This window comes from Enterobacter sp. IF2SW-B1, from assembly GCF_001743375.1.
In the GTDB taxonomy this organism is placed as follows: Bacteria; Pseudomonadota; Gammaproteobacteria; order Enterobacterales; family Enterobacteriaceae; genus Enterobacter; species Enterobacter bugandensis.
The window spans coordinates 75382-97064 of record NZ_MJAA01000003.1 but is presented as its reverse complement, the minus strand read 5'-3'; the positions used below and the strand labels follow the sequence as shown (position 1 = coordinate 97064).

The following is a 21683-nucleotide window of genomic DNA, read 5'->3' as shown; positions in this document are numbered from 1 at the left end:
TTGATTTAACCACGAATCTTTCACGGCAGTGTACAACAGCCCTGCCCCTGCGTCTCGCCCGTGACATTACCTCTGCGAGCCGTCTTCAGGAATCCCCGCGCTGCGGTTTAAATATTTGCAAATTGTTAATTTTGCAGCAATGCGTCCTGTAGACTGATTGAATTCTCACGCTAATTCGGGCATAAAGCCGAAAAGTCATTATGAAGGCGTGATTGAGACACCGTGCGCCTGAGGAGTCACCGTGCATTATCAACCGCAAAAAAACCTGCTGCAGAACCGAATCATTCTTGTCACCGGCGCCAGCGATGGTATTGGTCGCGAAGCGGCCCTGACGTACGCTGAATATGGCGCAAGCGTTATTCTGATTGGGCGTAACGAAGAAAAGCTCAAAGGGGTCGCTCAGGAAATTGAGGCCGCAGGCGGGACACCTGCCCCCTGGTACACGCTCGATTTGATGACATGCACCCCAGCGCTCTGCCAGGAGCTTGCTCACCGTATCAGTACCCACTACCCACGTCTTGACGGCGTACTGCACAACGCCGGTTTGTTAGGTGAAGTGCGTCCAATGGATGAACAGGATCCTGAAATCTGGCAGCAGGTGATGCAGGTTAACGTTAATGGTACTTTTTTCCTCACGCAGGCCTTGCTTCCTTTATTACTCAAATCCGAGTCTGGATCTCTGGTCTTCACCTCTTCCAGCGTAGGCCGCGAGGGACGCGCAAACTGGGGGGCTTATGCTGTCTCAAAATTCGCGACCGAGGGCATGATGCAGGTGCTGGCGGATGAGTATCAGAGCCGCCATCTGCGCGTAAACTGCATTAATCCGGGGGGTACGCGCACCAGCATGCGCGCCAGCGCGTTCCCGACGGAAGATCCGCTGAAGCTGAAAACCCCGGCAGACATTATGCCGCTCTATCTCTGGCTGATGGGCGACGACAGCCGCCGCAAAACCGGAATGACCTTTGATGCCCAGCCGGGCCGCAAACCGGGAATTTCGCAATGAGTGAAGAACGTCATCAGCAGCGACAGCAGCGTCTGAAGGAACAGGTTGACGCGCGCGTCGCGGCAGCCCAGGACGAGCGAGGGATCGTCATCGTTTTTACCGGTAATGGTAAAGGCAAAACTACTGCCGCGTTTGGCACCGCTACGCGCGCCGTCGGCCACGGGCAAAAAGTGGGGGTCATCCAGTTTATCAAAGGGGAATGGCCCAACGGTGAGCGTAATTTGCTTGAACCTCACGGCGTTGAGTTTCAGGTGATGGCGACCGGGTTTACGTGGGATACGCAGAACCGGGAAACCGATACCATAGCCTGTCTGGCCGTCTGGGAGCACGCTAAAAGAATGCTGGCCGATCCCTCGCTGAATATGGTGCTACTGGATGAGATCACCTATATGGTCGCCTACGACTACCTGCCGCTGGAGGAGGTGCTGGATGCACTGAAGAGCCGCCCTGCGCACCAGACGGTTATCGTTACAGGTCGTGGGTGTCATCGTGAGATTCTGGAGCTGGCAGATACCGTCAGCGAGTTGCGTCCGGTCAAGCATGCGTTTGATGCAGGCATCAAAGCACAAATTGGCATTGATTACTAAAGAAAAAGCCCGGTGAGTTCACCGGGCTTTTTCGATTAAGCGTTGTTATTCCGGCTGCCAGAGCGACGATTGCTGTTCACCTGGCTGTGGCGTTTCACCGCACGACGGATCTGATTCGCCTTCATACGACGACGATCTTTCTCCACCGCCACTTTAGAAGTGGTTTCCGGCGTCAGGCCAACCAGCTCGCGCAGGTAGTTAGTCTGGGTAAGATCCAGCTCGGTATAACCACCGCGTGGCAGACCTTTCGGCAGCAGAATGTCGCCGTAGCGAACGCGGATCAGGCGGCTAACCTGCACGCCTACCGCTTCCCACAGACGACGCACCTCGCGGTTACGGCCTTCGGTCAGGGTCACGTTGTACCACTGGTTAATCCCTTCACCACCGGTAAATTTGATGGTTTTGAACGCCGCAGGGCCGTCTTCCAGCTGCACGCCACGCGACAGATCGCGCAGTTTATTTTCATCGACCTGGCCGAAGACGCGAACGGCGTATTCACGCTCAACTTCACGGCTTGGGTGCATCAGACGGTTTGCCAGTTCACCATCGGTGGTGAACAGCAGCAGACCGCAGGTGTTCACGTCCAGACGCCCCACCGCAATCCAGCGGGCGCCGCGCAGTTTTGGCAGACGGTCAAACACCGTTGGACGACCTTCCGGGTCGTTGCGCGTACACAGCTCGCCTTCCGGCTTGTAATACGCCAGCACGCGGCAGATCTGTTCCGCGGACTCTTTCACGGAGATAAGATGACCGTCAATGCGGATCTTGAGCCCCGGTACGATTTCTACGCGGTCACCCAGCGTGGCGATTTTACCGTCCACACTCACGCGGCCCGCTTCAATAATGGCTTCGATTTCACGGCGTGAACCGTGGCCGGCACGCGCCAGCACTTTCTGTAACTTCTCGCTCATTGAGCTTCCTCAGGTGTCGCCTTCACAGGCGTCTGGTGTACTTTCTAAAACAATGAGTTAGCGCCAACAATAACTTAACTCACTGATATGTAACTCTTTCAGGGTACACAGCATGGCAAACAATCTGTCACACAAGCTGTCACACAAGCTGTCACACATATGATTCGTGGGCGCACATACTACACTAACTTTAGACTAAATGATTCAACAAGTTTTGTGCATCTGAGTCTAGGTACTGACAGCCAAATACAAGCGAAAGTGGTTATGGGCCAGATCCGCCCATACACCCCATTCGTTCAGAATGGGACAAAGGACAGTTAGGAGTTCAAAATGAAGATTCTGGGTTACGGAACACAGTTTTGCTTAAGCCTAATACTTGTTGTGCATGTGGTTATTGTTTGTAAAATGACCGCTGTAATTATTTCTATAATAAGCAAAGGGACTTATGCAGCAATATAGTAATGAGATCACGCCTGGATTCCGAGATTCCACCTCTCTGCCACCCTACGATGAAGATTTCTTAGCGAGCTATGACAGCAAGACATGCGAACAATTTGAAGATTTTAACAAGCATGTTAGTCGCCCAGTAACTTATATTTTTCGATTCACTGTTGTGGGAATCGTTACCCGCAACGGGGGAGTGACCCGCAATGCTTCGGGAGGCAGTACGGATGGAGGGGAATGGATGGCACGAGTTGGAGATAAAGTTGTCTACGCTGAGGGCAGTGAAGCCACTATTATTTCCTGTGCAGGTGGAGTGCGTATTATGCAGGGCGCATCTGCGGCACTGTCTGGAAGTATGCTTGATAATGGCGACGAAATAATCTCAACACCACAATCCGGCAGCAGACTGGTTTTCTGTAAAGGCGACACATTCCCGAAAGAATTCTTAACCATGCCAGGGAGTGAGCGCTAATGGTAGCCAAAGGTTACTTTCTGTTCAGGGGTGATAAAACAGTATGCGGCGGTCGAATTATTGAAGGATGGAGTGATAACCAGTTTTTCGGTAAAGACATGGCCTGTGAAGGCCATCAAGTGACCTGTGGTAAACATCCTGGTCGTTACCGTATCTGTGGCGGTCTTGATACTGACAATATACATGGCAAAAGGATTGCCGGAACGTTGCACAGCTATAGCTCCTGCCCCTGCAAATCGAAATTCATTCCATCAAACTGGGATGATGATTACGAACTTGGTGGGGAAGTAACAGTGACCCATACCGATCTATCTCACCTCGTCGAGATGCCTGTACTCCCTGGGCCGATTGAGTCAGAACCGGAACAATACGCCCAGACAGCGAAGAAGCAAAACAGTTTTGCTGACATTTGCAAACCAGAAAATAACCCGCTATTGAACGGCGTCTACATCTGGACTGAAACCACCGAAACCGGACACACTTTTGTTTCCGTGCATGAAAACAATACTGTATACCTTTACACCTATGGCAGATACGGAAGAACTGGTGGGCCATTTGGAATGACAGGTGATGGCATTCTCGATTTTATGAAAGGTGATGATGCCCGAGACTATTACAGAAAAGAACTTTACGAAAACAACGCCCGAGTTTTTAAAATCAATGATGCTGTCATACCAGAAACCCGTGCTTTCTTTGAAAATTTGTGGCAAGAGGGGCGAAAGCCAATAGGGATAGAGGAAAACAGTGCTACAGCTCGAACTGGTCACTCTATTGACTCCTACGATGTAACGGGAAGCAACTGCACAACGCACACTGTTGCTGGCATAAAAGCCGCAGGCTCATCGATCTTTGATACAAGCTACAGATCAACAAGCACTCAGCTTCCTATTGAATCAGAAGAGCATTTTACCATACCAATATCACTGCAAAGTTATCTTCTCAGCAAAAGCTGTAGCCTACAGTCAATGGCTGTTGTAGAAGTTACTGACGAGTTTAAAAACCTCTATTCGAACGCGAACGGACAACACGTATCCCCGGAAGGAATGGCAGGCAAAGCCAAACGATACGCCGCAGAAACAATGTCTTCAATAGGTTCGATTTCTCCATACTCAGGCGAAAATGTTGGCGGTATTCTTGGAGATTATGATGAGTAGTTTAACTAAAACCATTCTTAGATGGGCTGGAATAGTCGCTGTATCACTTTGCTACCTTATTACTCTGATAGCATCAACATTCACATTTAGTGCATTCATGGAAAGAGAAAGTATGCGTTTTTCTGGCCCAATCTCATTAAAAGCTTACCATGCTTCGATAGACTCGATTATGCAAGCCACTGATGGCGTTTTTAATGTCGCCTTTTTTGGATTTGCGATCTGCGTGCCTCTTATTCTGCTTATCTTTAAAAAGGTGAGATGATGAATAAGAATTTTTGTATCAAATGGGTCAGTATCGCGCTGATCTGCGTAGCCTATTACGTTATCGTCCTTTACTTCGATCTGGTCTTCGCCGTTAACTTTTCAGAGACAGTGAGCCAAGGATGGGATTTTACCCCCTCTCAGCTAACGTCGTTTGTTATGGAGCTATCGCAAAATCATTCTGATTCGGCGTTAGCCTCTATCATTGGTTTCACTGTCTGCGTCCCTCTGATCCTGCTCATTTTCAAGAAGGTGAGATGACAGACAAAGGCTGGAGAAATCCAGCCTCCGCTCTTCCCTTAATTTCAGGCATTAAACACCTTATTTACAAGAAAGGCTTTACGTCACCCACGCCTTCACGAATCACTTCCGAGGTGTCTTCAGTTAAATCGACCACCGTAGTCGGCTGCTGGCCGAGATAACCGCCGTGAATAATCAACTCCACCACCTTCTCCAGACGATCCTTGATCTCTTCCGGATCGGACTCGGTAAACTCGCTGCCCGCCAGCATCAGCGAGGTAGAGAGCATCGGCTCGCCGAGGGTTTCCATCGTGATGAGTAATGCTTCTCGCGTTATCAAGAATATCTGTTGCTGCCGCTGTGCTTGCCAACACATCTGCCTAAGATTTATCAAAAAATAACCATTACTAGTTTAACGATAACCTTTTGTAACGAAACGCAGTTTCGCTTAAGCCTGATATATGTTGCGCATCTAAACATTGCTTGTAAAATAATCACCACGGTTATTTCCATAATAATTAAAGGGATTTATGCAACAATACACCAACGAAATCACTACTGAAATCCGTGGTTCCTCTTCGCAGCCAGCCTACGACGTAGATTTTTTAGCAAACTTTTACAACAAGACAAGGGAGGCGTTTGACGAATTTAACAAACCAGTTAGTCGCCCATTAACTCACATTCTTCGATTCGCTATGGTGGGAAGCGTTACCGGCAACGGTGGAGTGATCCGTAATGCTTCAGGGACCAGCACGGCTGGCGGTTATAAGATGGCACTAGTTGGAGATAAAGTTGTATACGCTGGGAGCGGTGAAGCCACTATTATTTCCGGTGCAGGTGGAGTGCGTATTATACAAGACACATCTGCGGCACTGTCTGGAAGTATGCTTGATAATGGCGACGAAATAATCTCAACCCTACAATCCGGCAAAAGACTGCTTTTCCGTGAAGGCGACACATTCCAGAAAGAATTCTTAACGATGCCAGGGAGTAAGCACTAATGGCAGGTAAAGGTTATTTTTTGTTCAGGGGTGATAAGACGGTATGCGGCGGTCGGATTATTGAAGGATGGAGTGATCACCAGTTTTTCGGCAAAGACATGGCCTGTGAAGGCCATCAAGTAACCTGTGGTAAACATCCTGGTCGTTACCGTATCTGTGGCGGTCTTGATACTGACAATATACATGGTAAAAGGATTGCCGGAACGCTGCACAGATATAGCTCCTGCCCCTGCAAATCGAAATTCGTTCCATCAAACTGGGATGATGATTACGAACTTGGTGGCGAAGCAACAGTAACCCATACCGATCTAGCTCACCTCGTCGAGATGCCTGTACTCCCTGGGCCGATTGAGTCAGAACCGGAACAACACGCCCAGACCGCGAAGAAGCAAAACAGCTTTGCTGACACCTGCAAACCCGAAGATAACCCGTTATTGAACGGCGTTTACATCTGGACTGAAATCACCGATGCAGGACACGCTTTCGTTTCGGTACATGAAAATAACTCGATCTACGTATACACCTACGGGCGCTTTGGTAGGAAAGGCCCCGCTACATTAACGGGTGATGGGATTCTTAACTTCCTAACTGGCGATGATGCTTGTCTTTACTACCGCGAAGAACTCTACAAATACCAAGCGAGAGTATTCCTGATCGATGATGTCACACCTGAGGAAACCCGCAGAATTTTTGAATCTCTATGGAACTCCGGTAAAAAACCAGTTTTCACGGATGCGATGGGAGATCGTACCAAACGACGCGGCAAGGTGATTGACGTTTACGATCTGACTGGCAGCAACTGCACAACTCACACTGTGCAAATGATCAAAGAAGCAGGGACTAAAATCTTCGATACCAGTTTTACATCAACAACAACGCAACTTCGTATCAAAAATGAAGAAGATTTCACTATCCCCGTATCTTTACAACGTTATTTGACGGAGAAGAGTGGCGCTCTGTCCTCAATGAACGTTTTGGAGGTAACCAGCGCGTTTAAAGAACAGTATCCGAACATCGAACACTTCAGACCAATCTCTGAAAGCTTCACAGGGCAAGTGGAAGAAGGGCTTGCTAACAGTGCATCAGCGGTTGGATCATCTTCGGGTTATTCTGGTGGCACAATTGGCGGCGTTTTAGGTGGTTCGTATGACATTGACGAATAGAGCAAAGACTATTCTTCGATGGGGAGGCATTTCTTTAGTATTCGCCATCTACTCTATCGCCTTGATGATACCAGTGCTTGATTTTGGGCTAACTCGGAAATACAACGCACCCCCTTTAACAGATGAGATGGAAGCCCGTTTATGTGAGGCGATCATAGATGACTTATCGCGTTCAGTGGATAACCTCCTAATCACAGCATTTTACGGGAGTGCTATCTGCCTTGTTTTGGTCTTGCTCATCTTTAAGAAAGTAAGATGACCGGCAAAGGCTGGAGATGACAGACAAAGGCTGGAGAAATCCAGCCTCCGCTCTTTCCTTAATTTCAGGCATTAAACACCTTATTTACAAGAAAGGCTTTACGTCACCCACCCCTTCACGAATCACTTCCGGTGCATCCTCGGTTAAATCGACAACCGTAGTCGGCTGCTGACCGAGATAACCGCCGTGAATAATCAGCTCCACCACCTTCTCCAGACGATCTTTTATCTCCTCCGGATCGGACTCGGTAAACTCGCTGCCCGGCAGCATCAGCGAGGTGGAGAGCATCGGCTCGCCGAGGGTTTCCAGCAGCGCCTGGGCAATCGGGTTCGACGGCACGCGCATGCCGATAGTCTTACGCTTTTCCTGCAGCAGGCGACGCGGCACCTCCTTCGTCCCTTTCAGGATGAACGTGTAGTTGCCCGGCGTATTGTTCTTAATCAGGCGAAACGCCACGTTGTCGACATACGCATAGGTCGACAGCTCAGAGAGATCGCGGCACATCAGGGTAAAGTTATGGCCGTCCGGCAGCTGACGAATACGGCAAATGCGTTCCATCGCTCCTTTATCTTCAATTTTACAGCCCAGCGCGTAGCCGGAATCGGTCGGGTAGACTATCACGCCGCCTTTGCGGACGATCTCCACGGCCTGGTTAATCAGACGTGGCTGCGGATTGTCCGGATGGATATAGAAAAACTGACTCATACTTCCCTCTCTTCAATTTGCTGCGGCTGCTCCCAGAGCTGCCAGACCGGCTCAACGCCAGCGGGTAGCCAGAGCTTGCGTCCCAGCTCGATCCACGCGCAGGGCTGGTGGAAATCAGAGCCCTGTGACCCTAGCAGGCCAAACTGGCGGGCGTAAGTCGCGAGCTGCGCGCGCTCGTTGGGCGCCTGCTGACACTGGGCGACTTCCATCGCCTCGCCACCGCATTCGGCAAAGTGCGCCAGCAGCCGTTTCAGCCATTTAGCAGAAAGATTATACCGTCCCGGATGGGCCAGCACGGCCTTACCGCCAGAATGATGAATGACATCAATAGCTTGTTTTATTGTACACCACTGTGGCGGAACGTATCCGGTTTTCCCGCGCGCCAGATACTTTTTAAAGACATCCGCCATGGTCGTCGCTTTGCCCGCTTCAACCAGAAAGCGGGCGAAATGACCGCGGGTGACCGCCCCGCCGTTCGCCAGCTTTTGCGCACCTTCCAGCGCGCCCGGAATATGCGCCTTCTCCAGACGCTCGCCGATCATCTCCGCGCGCTGGTTGCGGCGCGTTTTTTGTTCTTGCAAAAAGGCAAGAAGTGCCGGATGTTCTATATCAATGTTCAGGCCAACGATATGAATCTCATGGTTTTCCCAGACGGTCGAGATCTCGACGCCGGGCACCAGATTCAGCGCCAGCCCGCTGCGGGCAATCTCGGCGCGCGCTGCCGGAATGGCGTCGGTGGTATCGTGATCGGTTATCGCCAGCGTGCCGACACGCATTTCAACCGCGCGATGAACCAGGGCTTCGGGTGTCAGCAGGCCATCAGAGGCCTGAGTATGGCTGTGTAAATCATAAATAATCGCGTAGGTGGTATCGCTCAAAGCACTTCCCATAACAGGTTGGAGACATCCGAAAACGCCATGATACCGACTTAACGTGAAATTCTGAAATCAAGGGTTGACAATACGCCATCGAACTAGTTAACTAGTACGCAAGTTCACACGAGAAAGGTATCTGAAAATGACAGCACATTTCACTCTGCACGGTTGGTGGCGCACTTCCTGATCTTCGGGCAGTGTCACGCATCTGCGAAATGCAAACAGATACCCGCCCGCTACCCAGCGGGCTTTTTTTTGAACAGAATAAATGAGAATCACAACATGCAAACAGCCAAACCTCATCTCGAACTGTTGACCTGCGAGGCGGTCTATCGCCACAACCCGACGGCGCTGTTTCATCAGGTGTGCGGCGCGCGTCCGGCGACGCTGCTGCTGGAGTCTGCGGATATCGACAGCAAGGACGATCTGAAAAGCCTGCTGCTGGTCGACAGCGCGCTGCGCATTACCGCGTTAGGTGACACCGTCACCATTAAGGCGCTCTCTGATAATGGCGCATCGCTGCTGCCGCTGCTGGATGCGGCTCTGCCCGCGGGCATCGACAATGAACGTCACCCGGACCTGCGAATTCTGCATTTCCCGCCGGTAAGCCAGCTGCTCGACGAAGATGCGCGCCTCTGCTCGCTGTCCGTGTTCGATGCCTTCCGCCTGCTGCAAAATCTTGTCACCGTGCCGCAAGATGAGCGCGAAGCAATGTTCTTCGGCGGGCTGTTTGCTTACGACCTGGTCGCCGGTTTTGAAGATTTGCCGGAAACCGAGCAGGGCAACCGCTGCCCGGACTACTGTTTCTACCTGGCCGAAACCCTGCTGGTGATCGACCATCAGAAAAAATATACCCGCATCCAGGCAAGCCTGTTCACGCCGTCTGCGTTTGAGAAAAACCGCCTTGAGCATCGCATCGCTCAGCTCCAGCAGCAGATGACGGAAGCGCCGCCTGCGCTGCCGGTACAGCACGTGGAAAAAATGACATGCGACGTTAACCAGACCGACGATCAATACGGGGCCGTGGTTCGCCAGATGCAAAAGGCTATTCGCGCCGGGGAGATTTTCCAGGTTGTGCCGTCCCGCCGTTTCTCGCTGCCCTGCCCGTCACCGCTGGCGGCTTATGACGTGCTGAAGAAGAGCAACCCGAGCCCATATATGTTCTTTATGCAGGACAATGATTTCACGCTGTTCGGCGCCTCGCCGGAAAGCTCGCTGAAGTACGACGCCACCAGCCGCCAGATTGAGATCTACCCGATTGCGGGCACCCGTCCGCGTGGCCGTCGTGCCGATGGCTCGCTGGACCGCGATCTGGACAGCCGCATCGAACTTGAAATGCGAACCGACCACAAGGAGCTCTCCGAACACCTGATGCTGGTTGACCTGGCGCGTAACGACCTGGCGCGCATTTGCACCCCGGGCAGCCGCTACGTGGCAGACCTGACCAAAGTTGACCGTTACTCCTTCGTGATGCACCTGGTCTCCCGCGTGGTGGGTGAACTGCGCAGCGACCTCGACGTGCTGCACGCCTACCGCGCCTGCATGAATATGGGCACGCTGAGCGGCGCGCCGAAGGTGCGCGCCATGCAGCTTATCGCCGAAGCGGAAGGACGTCGGCGCGGGAGCTACGGCGGCGCGGTGGGTTACTTCACCGCCCACGGCGACCTCGATACCTGCATCGTGATCCGCTCCGCCTACGTCGAAGACGGTATTGCCACCGTTCAGGCCGGCGCCGGGATTGTTCTTGACTCTGTTCCGCAGTCTGAAGCTGACGAAACCCGCAGTAAAGCACGCGCGGTATTGCGCGCCATCGCTACCGCACACCACGCACAGGAGATTTTCTGATGGCTGACATTCTGCTGCTCGATAACATCGACTCCTTTACCTACAACCTGGCAGATCAGCTGCGTGCGAATGGTCACAACGTCGTTATCTACCGCAACCACGTTCCGGCTCAGACCCTGATTGACCGTCTGGCGACCATGCAAAACCCAGTGCTGATGCTCTCCCCGGGGCCGGGCGCGCCGAGCGAAGCGGGCTGTATGCCCGAACTGCTGACCCGCATGCGCGGCAAGCTGCCGATTATCGGTATCTGCCTTGGTCACCAGGCAATCGTGGAAGCCTACGGCGGTTACGTCGGCCAGGCGGGCGAGATCCTGCACGGTAAAGCCTCCAGCATTGAACATGACGGCCAGGCAATGTTTGCCGGGCTGCCGAATCCGCTCCCGGTCGCGCGCTATCATTCGCTGGTCGGCAGCAACATTCCGGCCGGGCTGACCATCAACGCTTCGTTTGAAGGAATGGTGATGGCGGTACGCCACGATGCGGATCGCGTCTGCGGGATGCAGTTCCACCCGGAATCTATTTTGACCTCCAATGGCGCCCGCCTGCTGGAGCAGACCCTTGACTGGGCGTTGCAGAAGCTGGAGCAGACCAACACCCTGCAGCCGATTCTGGAAAAACTGTATCAGGCCCAGACCCTGAGCCAACAGGAGAGCCACCAGCTTTTTTCCGCCGTGGTGCGCGGCGAGCTGAAGCCTGAGCAGCTGGCCGCTGCGCTGGTGAGCATGAAAGTGCGCGGCGAAAGCCCGCAGGAGATCGCCGGTGCGGCAACCGCGCTGCTGGAAAATGCCGCTCCGTTCCCGCGCCCGGACTATCAGTTTGCCGATATCGTGGGGACCGGCGGTGACGGCAGCAACAGTATCAATATTTCGACCGCCAGCGCCTTTGTGGCGGCGGCCTGCGGCCTTAAGGTGGCCAAGCACGGTAACCGCAGCGTCTCCAGCCGTTCAGGCTCGTCCGATCTGCTGGCCGCGTTTGGCATCAATCTGGAGATGAATGCCGAACGTTCGCGTGAAGCGCTGGACGATTTGGGCGTTTGCTTCCTGTTTGCACCGAAGTACCACACCGGTTTCCGCCACGCGATGCCGGTTCGCCAGCAGCTTAAAACCCGCACGCTGTTTAACGTGCTCGGCCCGCTGATCAACCCGGCCCATCCGCCGCTGGCATTAATTGGTGTTTACAGCCCTGAGCTGGTCCTGCCGATTGCCGAGACGCTGCGCGTGCTGGGTTACAAACGCGCCGCCGTGGTGCACAGCGGCGGAATGGATGAAGTTTCGCTGCATGCGCCGACGCTGGTGGCCGAGCTTAACGATGGTGAAGTACTCAGCTATCAGCTTGAGGCGTCTGATTTCGGCTTAACGCCGTACCATCAGGAAGCGCTGGCAGGCGGTACGCCGGAAGAAAACCGTGACATTCTGACGCGCTTACTACAAGGTAAAGGTGAGGCCGCTCATGAGGCCGCCGTGGCTGCCAACGTCGCCATGCTGATGCGTTTGCACGGTGAGGAAGACCTGAAGGCCAATGCTCAAAAAGTTCTGGATGTACTGCGCTCCGGTGCAGCTTACGATCGCGTTACCGCACTTGCGGCAAGAGGGTAAAGAATGCAGACCGTTTTAGCGAAAATCGTTGCCGATAAGGCCATCTGGGTGGAAGCACGCAAAGCAGAGCAGCCGCTTGCCAGTTTCCAGAATGACGTCGTCCCAAGCAGCCGTCGTTTCTATGACGCCCTGCAGGGTGCACGTACCGCCTTTATTCTGGAGTGCAAAAAGGCCTCTCCCTCAAAAGGCGTTATTCGTGACGATTTCGACCCGGCGCGTATCGCCGGTATTTATAAGCATCATGCGTCGGCAATCTCCGTGCTGACGGATGAGAAATATTTCCAGGGCAGCTTCGATTTTCTGCCGATCGTCAGCGGCATCGCACCGCAGCCGATCCTGTGCAAAGACTTTATTATCGACCCGTATCAGATCTGGCTGGCGCGTTTCTACCAGGCCGATGCCTGCCTGCTGATGCTCTCGGTACTGGATGACGAACAGTATCGCCAGCTTGCTGCCGTGGCGCACAGCCTGAAAATGGGCGTGCTGACCGAAGTGAGTAACGAAGAAGAGCTTGAGCGCGCCATCGCGCTGGAAGCCAAAGTGGTCGGCATCAACAACCGCGATCTTCGCGACTTGTCGATTGACCTGAACCGCACCCGCCAGCTGGCGCCACGTCTGGGTGCGGGCGTCACGGTGATCAGCGAGTCCGGCATTAACAGCTACGCCCAGGTGCGCGAGCTGAGCCACTTCGCCAACGGTTTCCTTATTGGCTCCGCCATGATGGAACATGACGACCTCAATGCGGCGGTGCGTCGCGTGCTGCTGGGTGAAAACAAAGTCTGCGGCCTGACCCGCGAACAGGATGCGCTGGCCGCGTATGAGGCTGGAGCAATCTATGGCGGTTTAATCTTCGTCGACACCTCTCCTCGTGCAGTCAATGAGGAACAGGCCCGCAAGGTAATCGCGGCGGCCCCGCTGAGCTATGTTGGCGTGTTCCGCAATGCGGATGTCGCGGACGTTGTGGCAAAAGCCGACGCGTTATCCCTGCGTGCCGTTCAGCTTCATGGAGATGAAGATCAGGCGTACATCAATGCCCTGCGCGACGCGCTGGCACCGCAGGTTCAAATCTGGAAAGCACAAAGCGTGGGCACCACCCTGCCCGCACGTAATCTTCACCACGTTGACAAATACGTGCTCGACAACGGCCAGGGCGGCACCGGACAACGTTTTGACTGGTCGCTGCTGAACGGCGAAACGCTGGACAACGTCCTGCTGGCGGGCGGACTAAGCCCGGATAACTGTGTGGAAGCCGCGAAAACCGGCTGCGCAGGCCTCGATTTCAATTCAGGCGTAGAGTCGCAACCGGGTATCAAAGATGCCAGCAAGCTGGCCTCGGTGTTTAAAACTCTGCGTGCATATTAAGGAAGAGAAGATGACGACATTACTTAACCCGTATTTTGGTGAATTCGGCGGGATGTACGTTCCGCAAATCCTGATGCCCGCGCTGCGCCAGCTGGAAGAAGCGTTCGTGAGCGCGCAGAAAGATCCGGCGTTTCAGGCGGAGTTTACCGACCTGCTGAAAAACTACGCCGGGCGTCCAACCGCGCTGACCAAATGCCGCAACCTGACCGAAGGCACCAAAACCACGCTGTATCTTAAGCGTGAAGATCTGCTGCACGGCGGCGCGCATAAAACTAACCAGGTGCTGGGCCAGGCGCTGCTCGCGAAGCGTATGGGTAAAACCGAAATCATCGCCGAAACCGGCGCGGGCCAGCACGGCGTGGCTTCTGCGCTCGCCAGCGCCCTGCTCGGCCTGAAGTGCCGCATCTATATGGGTGCTAAAGACGTTGAGCGTCAGTCGCCGAACGTGTTCCGTATGCGCCTGATGGGTGCGGAAGTGATCCCGGTGCACAGCGGTTCTGCGACGCTGAAAGATGCCTGTAACGAAGCGCTGCGCGACTGGTCCGGCAGCTACGAAACCGCGCACTATATGCTCGGCACCGCGGCAGGTCCTCACCCGTTCCCGACCATCGTGCGCGAATTCCAGCGCATGATCGGTGAAGAGACCAAAGCGCAGATCCTTGAAAAAGAGGGTCGCCTGCCGGATGCAGTCATTGCCTGCGTCGGCGGCGGGTCTAACGCCATCGGCATGTTTGCCGATTTTATCGACGAAACCCGCGTAGGGCTGATTGGCGTCGAGCCTGCCGGTCATGGGATTGAAACCGGCGAGCACGGCGCGCCGCTGAAGCATGGCCGCGTGGGGATCTACTTCGGCATGAAAGCCCCGATGATGCAGACCGATGAAGGGCAGATTGAAGAGTCTTACTCAATTTCTGCCGGACTGGACTTCCCGTCCGTTGGGCCACAGCACGCGTTCCTGAACAGCACGGGGCGCGCGGACTATGTCTCCATTACCGATGACGAAGCGCTGGAAGCCTTCAAAACGCTGTGCCGCAGCGAAGGGATCATCCCGGCGCTGGAGTCTTCTCACGCGCTGGCGCACGCGCTGAAAATGATGAAAGAGAACCCGGAAAAAGAGCAACTGCTGGTGGTGAACCTTTCCGGTCGCGGTGACAAAGATATCTTCACCGTTCACGATATTTTGAAAGCACGAGGGGAAATCTGATGGAACGCTACGATAACGTATTTGCTGAACTGAAATCCCGCCAGGAAGGCGCGTTCGTCCCCTTCGTTACCCTGGGCGACCCCGGCCCTGAGCAGTCTCTGAAGATTATCGACGCCCTGATTGAAGCCGGCGCCGACGCGCTGGAGCTGGGTATTCCGTTCTCCGATCCGCTGGCGGATGGCCCGACCATCCAGAACGCCACCCTGCGCGCCTTTGCGGCAGGCGTGACCCCAACCCAGTGCTTTGAAATGCTGGCGGCGATCCGCCAGAAGCACCCGACCATTCCGATTGGTCTGCTGATGTACGCCAACCTGGTGTTCAACCGTGGTGTTGACGAGTTCTATGCAGAATGCGCGCGCGTGGGTGTCGACTCGGTCCTGGTAGCAGACGTGCCCGTGGAAGAGTCCGCGCCGTTCCGCCAGGCTGCGATGCGTCACAATGTCGCCCCTATTTTCATCTGTCCGCCAAACGCCGATGATGAACTGCTGCGCCAGATAGCCTCTTACGGGCGCGGGTATACCTATCTGCTTTCGCGCGCGGGCGTGACCGGCGCCGAAAATAAAGCTGCACTGCCGCTGCATCATCTGGTGGAAAAGCTGGCCGAGTACCATGCCGCGCCGCCGCTGCAGGGCTTCGGGATCTCCTCTCCGGATCAGGTCACCGCGGCGATTGACGCGAAGGCAGCGGGTGCCATTTCCGGCTCTGCGATTGTGAAGATCATCGAGAAGAACGTGGACAAACCCGAGCAGATGCTGAGCGAATTGAAAGCGTTCGTGACCGCAATGAAAGCAGCGACGCGTAAAGCATAATCCCTCTACCGTCTGGCAACCCTGCCAGACGGTTACTCCTCCTTCTCCATCCTCTCCAAAGGATTACGTCAAAATTGATCCCGTCGATATTTTCGGTGTGAATAGCTTTTCAAACTTTCGCGTAAGCGTATGATCTGGACTCTTTTTAGCACTAATCCTTCTGAGTTCAGAGGCTTATTCATGTCATGGCAATCCTTCAAACAGACTTACCTGGTTAAGTTCTGGTCACCTGTTCCGGCCGTCATCGCGGCAGGCATTCTCTCTACTTATTATTTCGGCATTACCGGCACCTTCTGGGCCGTCACCGGTGAATTCACCCGCTGGGGTGGGCAACTGCTGCAGCTCGCAGGCGTACACACCGAAGAGTGGGGATACTTCAAACTTATTCACCTGGACGGCACCCCGCTTACCCGCATCGACGGAATGATGATTATTGGCATGTTCGGCGGCTGCTTCGCTGCGGCGCTGTGGGCAAACAACGTTAAGCTGCGCATGCCAAAAAGCCGCGTTCGCATCATACAGGCGGTAGTCGGGGGTATGATTGCCGGGTTTGGCGCCCGCCTGGCGATGGGCTGTAATCTGGCCGCGTTCTTTACGGGGATTCCGCAGTTCTCCCTTCATGCCTGGTTTTTTGCCGTGGCCACGGCGATTGGCTCTTACTTCGGAGCAAAATTCACCCTTCTGCCGCTGTTCCGCATTCCGGTGAAAATGACAAAAGTCAGCGCGGCGTCCCCGCTAACCCAAAAACCGGAGCAGGCAAAGCGCCGTTTCCGCCTGGGTATGCTGGTCTTTTTTGCTATGATCGCATGGGCCATTTGCACGGCGATGAATCAGCCGAAGCTTGGCCTGGCGATGTTGTTCGGCGTCGGCTTTGGCCTGCTGATCGAACGCGCGCAGATCTGCTTTACCTCTGCGTTTCGCGATATGTGGATCACCGGAAGGACGATGATGGCGAAGGCAATCATTGCCGGCATGGCGGTGAGCGCTATCGGCATTTTCAGCTATGTTCAGCTCGGTGTTGAACCGAAGATCATGTGGGCTGGCCCGAACGCGGTGATTGGCGGTCTGCTGTTTGGCTTCGGGATTGTGCTGGCGGGCGGGTGTGAAACCGGCTGGATGTACCGCGCGGTTGAGGGACAGGTGCACTACTGGTGGGTCGGGCTTGGGAATGTCCTTGGATCCACACTCCTCGCATACTTCTGGGACGACATGTCCCCGGTGCTTGCCACAAACTGGGACAAGGTTAACCTGCTGAGCGCTTTCGGCCCTCTCGGCGGCCTGCTGGTGACTTATGCCCTGCTGCTGGTCGCTTTTTTACTGGTTGTCGCGCAGGAGAAACGCTTCTTCCGCCGTGCCGTCGTCAAAACTGAAACGCAGGAGAACGCTGCATGAAAGAGATCGTCCCCGACTATCGTCTGGATATGGTCGGTGAACCCTGCCCGTATCCGGCGGTTGCCACGCTTGAGGCACTGCCGCAGCTGGAAAAAGGTGAAATTCTGGAGGTGGTGAGCGATTGTCCGCAATCCATCAACAACATTCCGCTGGATGCAAAAAACCACGGTTATACGGTGCTGGATATCCAGCAGGACGGGCCAACCATTCGCTATTTGATTCAGAAGTAATAGACGAAATGCGCCCCCTCGGGGGCGCATTAAACATACAGAATTAGAAACGATAACCCGCAGAGAACATGAACACCCACGGATCCAGACGCGTATTGATGCTTTGCTGCTCGCCGCCCGCCTTGAAGCGTACGTCCGTATCAATATCCATATACCAGACCGAGGCGTTGATCAGCCAGTCGCGGTTAATCAGATAGTCCAGACCAACCTGCCCAGCCATACCCCACGAGTCTTTCAGACTGAGATCGGAGAGTCCTGCTTCTTTGCCGGTATCGTTGAATTTCTCATCGAAGAAGGTGGTGTAGTTCACACCCGCGCCAATATATGGACGCACCTTACTGCTGGCATCGCCAAAGTACCATTGCGCCATCAGCGTTGGCGGTAAATGGTGAACCGTGGCGATATCACCGGTCGCACCAAGACCGACACGGTGACGGAACGGTGTTGCCGCCAGAAGCTCAACCCCAACGTTATCCGTCGCCATCCAGGTGAATGTTAAACCTAACTGGGTGTTGTTACTGACGTTAAAACCGCCCATACCCAGCACGTTATCCGATCCTTCAGTTGGGCGAACCGTAGCCGAACCGGCACGAATAAAGAATTCGCCTGCTTCATGCGCATACGCGCCGCCAGAGAGACTGCTTAATACAAGGGCTGCCACCGCTAATTTTTTCATATCCGCTCCATCGTTGTGGTTTTAATCGCGGATGAGAATATACTCACAAAAGAGTAATAAGTGATCTGCCACAGATCACATTAAAACCAGTAAGTTAACATTCATTGATCTGGGTTAATTTTTTGTGGCGCCTTGAAAAGCAATAAGTTGTTTCTATGTCAATTTTTGGCATTTCACAGTTACAAAATTTTCTCTTTTCCCCCTCTTGCTCTTCCTCTGTCGGCTGGATAATTTATCGCTCTCACAAGTTGATTTGATGCGTTCTTTTTTGCAGGTGTGCTATGAGTGAAGTTAACCCGTGCATGACGTGCGGAGCCTGTTGTGCGTATTTTCGAGTCTCTTTCTACTGGGCTGAAGCCAGCGATGGCGGCGGTACCGTTCCGGTTCATCTTACTGAGCCGTTAACCCCCTTTCTGCGCTGCATGAGCGGCACCAATCAAAAGCAGGCCCGCTGCGCGGCCTTACAAGGGGAGCCCGGGGTTTCGACCCGGTGCGCAATCTATGAGGATCGCCCCAGCCCGTGCCGGGAATTTGCCATGTCGGGGGAAGATGGGCAGGTCAACGAAGCCTGTAATCGCGCACGCGCGCGCTTTGGATTACCGCCGCTTTACAAAGATATGCTTTTCCATACAAGCCTTGATGCTGCCACAGCAGGTTCATCCGGTGTACAATTGCCGGCTAATTAACACCTGCAATACGCAAGGAGAGTGCATGTCTATCACGGCGAAGTCTGTCTACCGTGACACGGGAAATTTTTTCCGCAATCAGTTCATTACCTTTTTACTGATCGCGTTGCTTTGCGCCTTTATCACTGTGGTGCTGGGTCATGCGTTCTCACCGAGTGAAGAACAGATTGCCAGCCTGAGCCAGGGCGACCATCTTGCAGGAAGCGTGGGGCTATTTGAACTGGTGCAAAACATGACGCCAGAGCAGCAACAAATTCTGCTGCGGGCGTCTGCCGCATCCACGTTTTCTGGCCTGATTGGTAACGCCATTCTGGCGGGCGGCGCTTTGCTGATGATCCAACTGGTGTCGGCGGGCCACCGGGTCAGCGCCTTGCGGGCGATAGGCGCCAGCGCGCCGGTCTTACCTAAGCTGTTTATCCTGATCTTTTTAACCACAATGCTGGTGCAGATGGGAATTATGCTGGTTGTGGTGCCGGGCGTGTTACTGGCTATTGTGCTTGCTTTTGCCCCAGTAATGGTCGTGCAGGATAAAATGGGAATTTTTACCGCGATGCGCAGCAGCATCCGACTCGCATGGGCTAATATGCGTCTGGTGGCTCCCGCAGTCATTGCCTGGCTGCTGGCAAAAACGCTCCTGCTCCTGTTTGCTCCGAATTTTGCGGTATTAACCCCGAACGTCGGCGCGGTGGTCGCGAATACATTGAGCAACCTGATTTCAGCGGTGCTGCTTGTCTATCTGTTCCGCCTGTATATGTTAATTCGTCAGTAACCCTGATGCCGGGTGCATGACAGGGTCCGGCTCAACAAAGAAGATGGAATCACAGAATGAAGCAGTTTCTTGATTTTTTACCGCTGGTGGTCTTTTTCGCGTTTTACAAACTGTATGACATTTATGCTGCCACCACAGCGCTGATTATTGCGACAGCGGTTGTGCTGATCTACAGCTGGGTGCGCTACCGTAAAGTTGAGAAAATGGCGCTGGTAACGTTCGTCCTGGTCGCCGTATTCGGTGGGCTAACCCTCTTCTTCCACAATGATGAATTTATCAAGTGGAAAGTGACGGTGATCTACGCGCTGTTTGCGGGTGCGCTGCTCATCAGCCAGTGGGTGATGAAAAAGCCGCTGATCCAGCGCATGCTCGGCAAAGAGCTGACGCTGCCTCAGGAAGTCTGGTCGCGCCTGAATATCGCCTGGGCGGTGTTCTTTATACTTTGCGGTCTTGCCAATATCTATATCGCTTTCTGGCTGCCACAGAATATCTGGGTCAACTTTAAGGTCTTCGGCCTGACGGCCCTGACGCTGATATTCACCCTGCTAAGCGGCATTTATATCTATCGCCACATGCCGCAGGACGACAAGCACTGATTGCTGGCTGACCAGAACGTGTTCGACAGGCGTTCTGGTCTATTCTCTCCGCTGTGAAATCATAGTAGCATCCCGCCTGAAGTCTTCCGTTATGAGTTAAAACAATGACAACAAATAACGCCCCTCAGGGCGAACTGGTTTTACGCACACTGGCAATGCCCGCTGACACCAATGCCAATGGCGATATTTTTGGCGGCTGGCTGATGTCGCAGATGGATATGGGCGGCGCAATTCTTGCAAAAGAGATTGCTCACGGACGCGTGGTGACCGTGCGGGTGGATGGAATGACCTTCCTGCGTCCGGTTGCGGTAGGTGATGTGGTTTGCTGTTACGCCCGCTGCGTAAAGCGCGGCAATACATCCATCTCCATCAACATTGAAGTCTGGGTGAAGAAAGTCTCTTCTGAACCGATTGGACAGCGCTATAAAGCAACTGAAGCGCTGTTTATTTATGTCGCTGTCGATAGCGACGGTAAACCTCGTCAGCTTCCGCCAGCCTGAATGGCAGGCAAAAAAAGCCTCCTTTCGGAGGCTTTTCTTATTCCATCTGCGCCCCGCCATTCAGGCGGAAAACAATGTTCACGATCAGTCCGCTTCCCGGTTTACCGGGTTCGTAGCGCCATCTGCGCATCGCCGACTTCACTTCGCGCTCAAACATATTTGAAGGTTGCGCAGACAGAATTTCCACGTTATCCACGCGGCCATCCGCAGTCACGTCAAATTTCACCCGTACGCGACCTTCAATACGCAAGGCCTGAGCCCGCGCCGGATACTGAGGCTGATTACGGCTCAACGCACGTGGGCCCGCTGGTGCGGCAACCGTCGGCTTTGCCGCCGGTGCGCTGTTATTCATGACCGGACGCGAAGGCGCTGTATTCTCGACCGGCTGGGTCGCGCGCGGTTCAACCGGGCGTTCTTCACGTTTCGGACGCTCCTCGACCTTCTTCACCGGCTTTGGCTTCGGCTTAGGTTTTGGCTTCGGTTCAGGTTTGTGGATCACCACCGGTGCCTCCTTCGGTGGCTCCGGTACAGGCTCGGGTTCCGGTTCAGGCTCAGCAACCGGCTGTGGCGGTGGTGGCGCAACCTGCGGCGGTTCGAGATCCGCTGGCGAGACCATGGTTACCGAGATCGGCTGGGCGGGTGCGGGCATTTCAATAACCTGATGAACCGAGGTGTAGAGCAAACCCGCCACGACGGCACCGTGAATCACGACGGACAACAGCGTCGGCCAGGGAAAGCGGCGAGGTAAATCAAGGGTCATCGAAGTCATAATCATCAACGTTAAAAAACCGGACCCTGATTTTAAATGCAAATAGCAATCATATTCAATAAGACACTTTGTTCTGGCGCAATTTAAGCGCAGGAGTGGTCAAAAAAAGGACATCCAGATCGGGGTATTAACGTTGTTTTTATCTTTACATTGCAGTCAATTGCCCTTTCACATA

The 21683-nt window shown here is 53.9% G+C and carries 23 protein-coding genes, 1 pseudogene and 1 other annotated feature; of the genes and pseudogenes, 18 read left to right on the top strand and 6 right to left on the bottom strand.

Annotation, left to right across the window (positions count from 1 at the left end; genetic code table 11):
* Positions 1-241 precede the first annotated feature (241 nt).
* Positions 242-1003, top strand: a complete 762-nt coding sequence (locus A6013_RS08120) for a YciK family oxidoreductase (RefSeq protein WP_069732844.1) — start codon at positions 242-244, stop codon at positions 1001-1003.
* Positions 1000-1590 carry a cob(I)yrinic acid a,c-diamide adenosyltransferase gene (cobO, locus tag A6013_RS08115; RefSeq protein ID WP_069732843.1) on the top strand — a complete coding sequence of 197 codons (591 nt, stop codon included), beginning with the start codon at positions 1000-1002 and terminating at the stop codon, positions 1588-1590. The genes A6013_RS08120 and cobO overlap by 4 nt, the downstream gene beginning before the upstream one ends.
* Positions 1591-1625: 35 nt before the next feature.
* Here the strand turns inward: cobO and rluB are convergent, their stop codons facing one another.
* Positions 1626-2501 (bottom strand): 23S rRNA pseudouridine(2605) synthase RluB, encoded by an 876-nt coding sequence (rluB, locus tag A6013_RS08110; RefSeq protein WP_069732842.1) that lies wholly within the window; start codon positions 2499-2501, stop codon positions 1626-1628.
* 445 nt (positions 2502-2946) lie between these two features.
* On the opposite strand from rluB, the gene A6013_RS08105 reads away from it, so the two are divergent.
* Complete coding sequence (locus tag A6013_RS08105) at positions 2947-3417, top strand: PAAR domain-containing protein (protein WP_069732841.1); 471 nt, start codon at positions 2947-2949, stop codon at positions 3415-3417.
* Positions 3417-4571: a PAAR domain-containing protein gene (locus tag A6013_RS08100; RefSeq protein WP_069732840.1), complete on the top strand. Its 1155-nt coding sequence runs from the start codon at positions 3417-3419 to the stop codon at positions 4569-4571. Before A6013_RS08105 ends, A6013_RS08100 begins: the two co-directional genes overlap by 1 nt.
* A 586-nt stretch (positions 4572-5157) precedes the next feature.
* Here the strand turns inward: A6013_RS08100 and A6013_RS08085 are convergent.
* Positions 5158-5382, bottom strand: a pseudogene (locus tag A6013_RS08085) (Sua5/YciO/YrdC/YwlC family protein); the annotation flags it as partial.
* Between the two features lie 220 nt (positions 5383-5602).
* Here A6013_RS08085 and A6013_RS08080 point away from each other — a divergent pair.
* Both A6013_RS08080 and A6013_RS08075 read left to right on the top strand, forming a co-directional pair.
* Entirely contained in the window at positions 5603-6073 is a 471-nt protein-coding gene (locus A6013_RS08080) for a PAAR domain-containing protein (RefSeq protein WP_069732839.1), read from the top strand.
* Positions 6073-7236: a PAAR domain-containing protein gene (locus A6013_RS08075; RefSeq protein WP_069732838.1), complete on the top strand. Its 1164-nt coding sequence runs from the start codon at positions 6073-6075 to the stop codon at positions 7234-7236. The genes A6013_RS08080 and A6013_RS08075 overlap by 1 nt, the downstream gene beginning before the upstream one ends.
* Before the next feature lie 343 nt (positions 7237-7579).
* Here the strand turns inward: A6013_RS08075 and A6013_RS08070 are convergent, their stop codons facing one another.
* Together A6013_RS08070 and rnm are read right to left on the bottom strand one after the other, a co-directional pair.
* Positions 7580-8200 (bottom strand): L-threonylcarbamoyladenylate synthase, encoded by a 621-nt coding sequence (locus A6013_RS08070; RefSeq protein ID WP_003856793.1) that lies wholly within the window; start codon positions 8198-8200, stop codon positions 7580-7582.
* Positions 8197-9078 carry an RNase AM gene (rnm, locus tag A6013_RS08065; protein WP_028013409.1) on the bottom strand — a complete coding sequence of 294 codons (882 nt, stop codon included), beginning with the start codon at positions 9076-9078 and terminating at the stop codon, positions 8197-8199. Before rnm ends, A6013_RS08070 begins: the two co-directional genes overlap by 4 nt.
* 139 nt (positions 9079-9217) lie before the next feature.
* Here rnm and trpL point away from each other — a divergent pair, with 139 nt between their 5' ends.
* From trpL to yedF, 8 genes are all read left to right on the top strand, one after another.
* A complete protein-coding gene (trpL, locus tag A6013_RS27865) occupies positions 9218-9262 on the top strand; it encodes a trp operon leader peptide (RefSeq protein WP_106993556.1) in 45 nt (14 codons plus the stop codon).
* Positions 9239-9332: a sequence feature (Trp leader region), on the top strand. Its footprint overlaps the gene before it by 24 nt.
* Before the next feature lie 25 nt (positions 9333-9357).
* The gene (locus A6013_RS08060; RefSeq protein ID WP_069732837.1) at positions 9358-10920 is read left to right on the top strand and encodes an anthranilate synthase component 1; all 1563 of its coding nucleotides are present in this window, start codon (positions 9358-9360) and stop codon (positions 10918-10920) included.
* Positions 10920-12515, top strand: coding sequence for a bifunctional anthranilate synthase glutamate amidotransferase component TrpG/anthranilate phosphoribosyltransferase TrpD (gene trpD / locus A6013_RS08055; RefSeq protein ID WP_028013411.1), 1596 nt, complete (start codon positions 10920-10922; stop codon positions 12513-12515). Before A6013_RS08060 ends, trpD begins: the two co-directional genes overlap by 1 nt.
* A gap of 3 nt (positions 12516-12518) precedes the next feature.
* On the top strand, positions 12519-13877 hold the full coding sequence (gene trpCF / locus A6013_RS08050; protein WP_069732836.1) for a bifunctional indole-3-glycerol-phosphate synthase TrpC/phosphoribosylanthranilate isomerase TrpF: 1359 nt from the start codon (positions 12519-12521) through the stop codon (positions 13875-13877).
* Positions 13878-13887: 10 nt separating this feature from the next.
* Positions 13888-15081: a tryptophan synthase subunit beta gene (trpB, locus tag A6013_RS08045; RefSeq protein ID WP_028013413.1), complete on the top strand. Its 1194-nt coding sequence runs from the start codon at positions 13888-13890 to the stop codon at positions 15079-15081.
* Positions 15081-15890, top strand: coding sequence for a tryptophan synthase subunit alpha (trpA, locus tag A6013_RS08040; RefSeq protein WP_063437440.1), 810 nt, complete (start codon positions 15081-15083; stop codon positions 15888-15890). The genes trpB and trpA overlap by 1 nt, the downstream gene beginning before the upstream one ends.
* A 180-nt stretch (positions 15891-16070) precedes the next feature.
* Entirely contained in the window at positions 16071-17282 is a 1212-nt protein-coding gene (yedE, locus tag A6013_RS08035; protein WP_069732835.1) for a selenium metabolism membrane protein YedE/FdhT, read from the top strand.
* On the top strand, positions 17279-17512 hold the full coding sequence (yedF, locus tag A6013_RS08030; protein WP_045260667.1) for a sulfurtransferase-like selenium metabolism protein YedF: 234 nt from the start codon (positions 17279-17281) through the stop codon (positions 17510-17512). Before yedE ends, yedF begins: the two co-directional genes overlap by 4 nt.
* Positions 17513-17555: 43 nt before the next feature.
* Here the strand turns inward: yedF and ompW are convergent, their stop codons facing one another.
* Positions 17556-18188, bottom strand: coding sequence for an outer membrane protein OmpW (gene ompW, locus A6013_RS08025; protein WP_045260668.1), 633 nt, complete (start codon positions 18186-18188; stop codon positions 17556-17558).
* A 281-nt stretch (positions 18189-18469) separates the two neighbouring features.
* Here ompW and A6013_RS08020 point away from each other — a divergent pair, with 281 nt between their 5' ends.
* From A6013_RS08020 to yciA, 4 genes are all read left to right on the top strand, one after another.
* Positions 18470-18874: a YkgJ family cysteine cluster protein gene (locus tag A6013_RS08020; RefSeq protein WP_052682991.1), complete on the top strand. Its 405-nt coding sequence runs from the start codon at positions 18470-18472 to the stop codon at positions 18872-18874.
* A gap of 25 nt (positions 18875-18899) precedes the next feature.
* Positions 18900-19643, top strand: a complete 744-nt coding sequence (locus A6013_RS08015) for a YciC family protein (RefSeq protein ID WP_069732834.1) — start codon at positions 18900-18902, stop codon at positions 19641-19643.
* A 56-nt stretch (positions 19644-19699) separates the two neighbouring features.
* Positions 19700-20239: a septation protein A gene (locus A6013_RS08010; RefSeq protein ID WP_028013419.1), complete on the top strand. Its 540-nt coding sequence runs from the start codon at positions 19700-19702 to the stop codon at positions 20237-20239.
* 104 nt (positions 20240-20343) lie between these two features.
* Positions 20344-20739, top strand: a complete 396-nt coding sequence (gene yciA, locus A6013_RS08005; RefSeq protein ID WP_041909616.1) for an acyl-CoA thioester hydrolase YciA — start codon at positions 20344-20346, stop codon at positions 20737-20739.
* 37 nt (positions 20740-20776) lie between these two features.
* On the opposite strand, the gene tonB is transcribed toward yciA, so the two are convergent.
* Positions 20777-21499, bottom strand: a complete 723-nt coding sequence (tonB, locus tag A6013_RS08000) for a TonB system transport protein TonB (protein ID WP_049138284.1) — start codon at positions 21497-21499, stop codon at positions 20777-20779.
* Positions 21500-21683 lie beyond the last annotated feature (184 nt).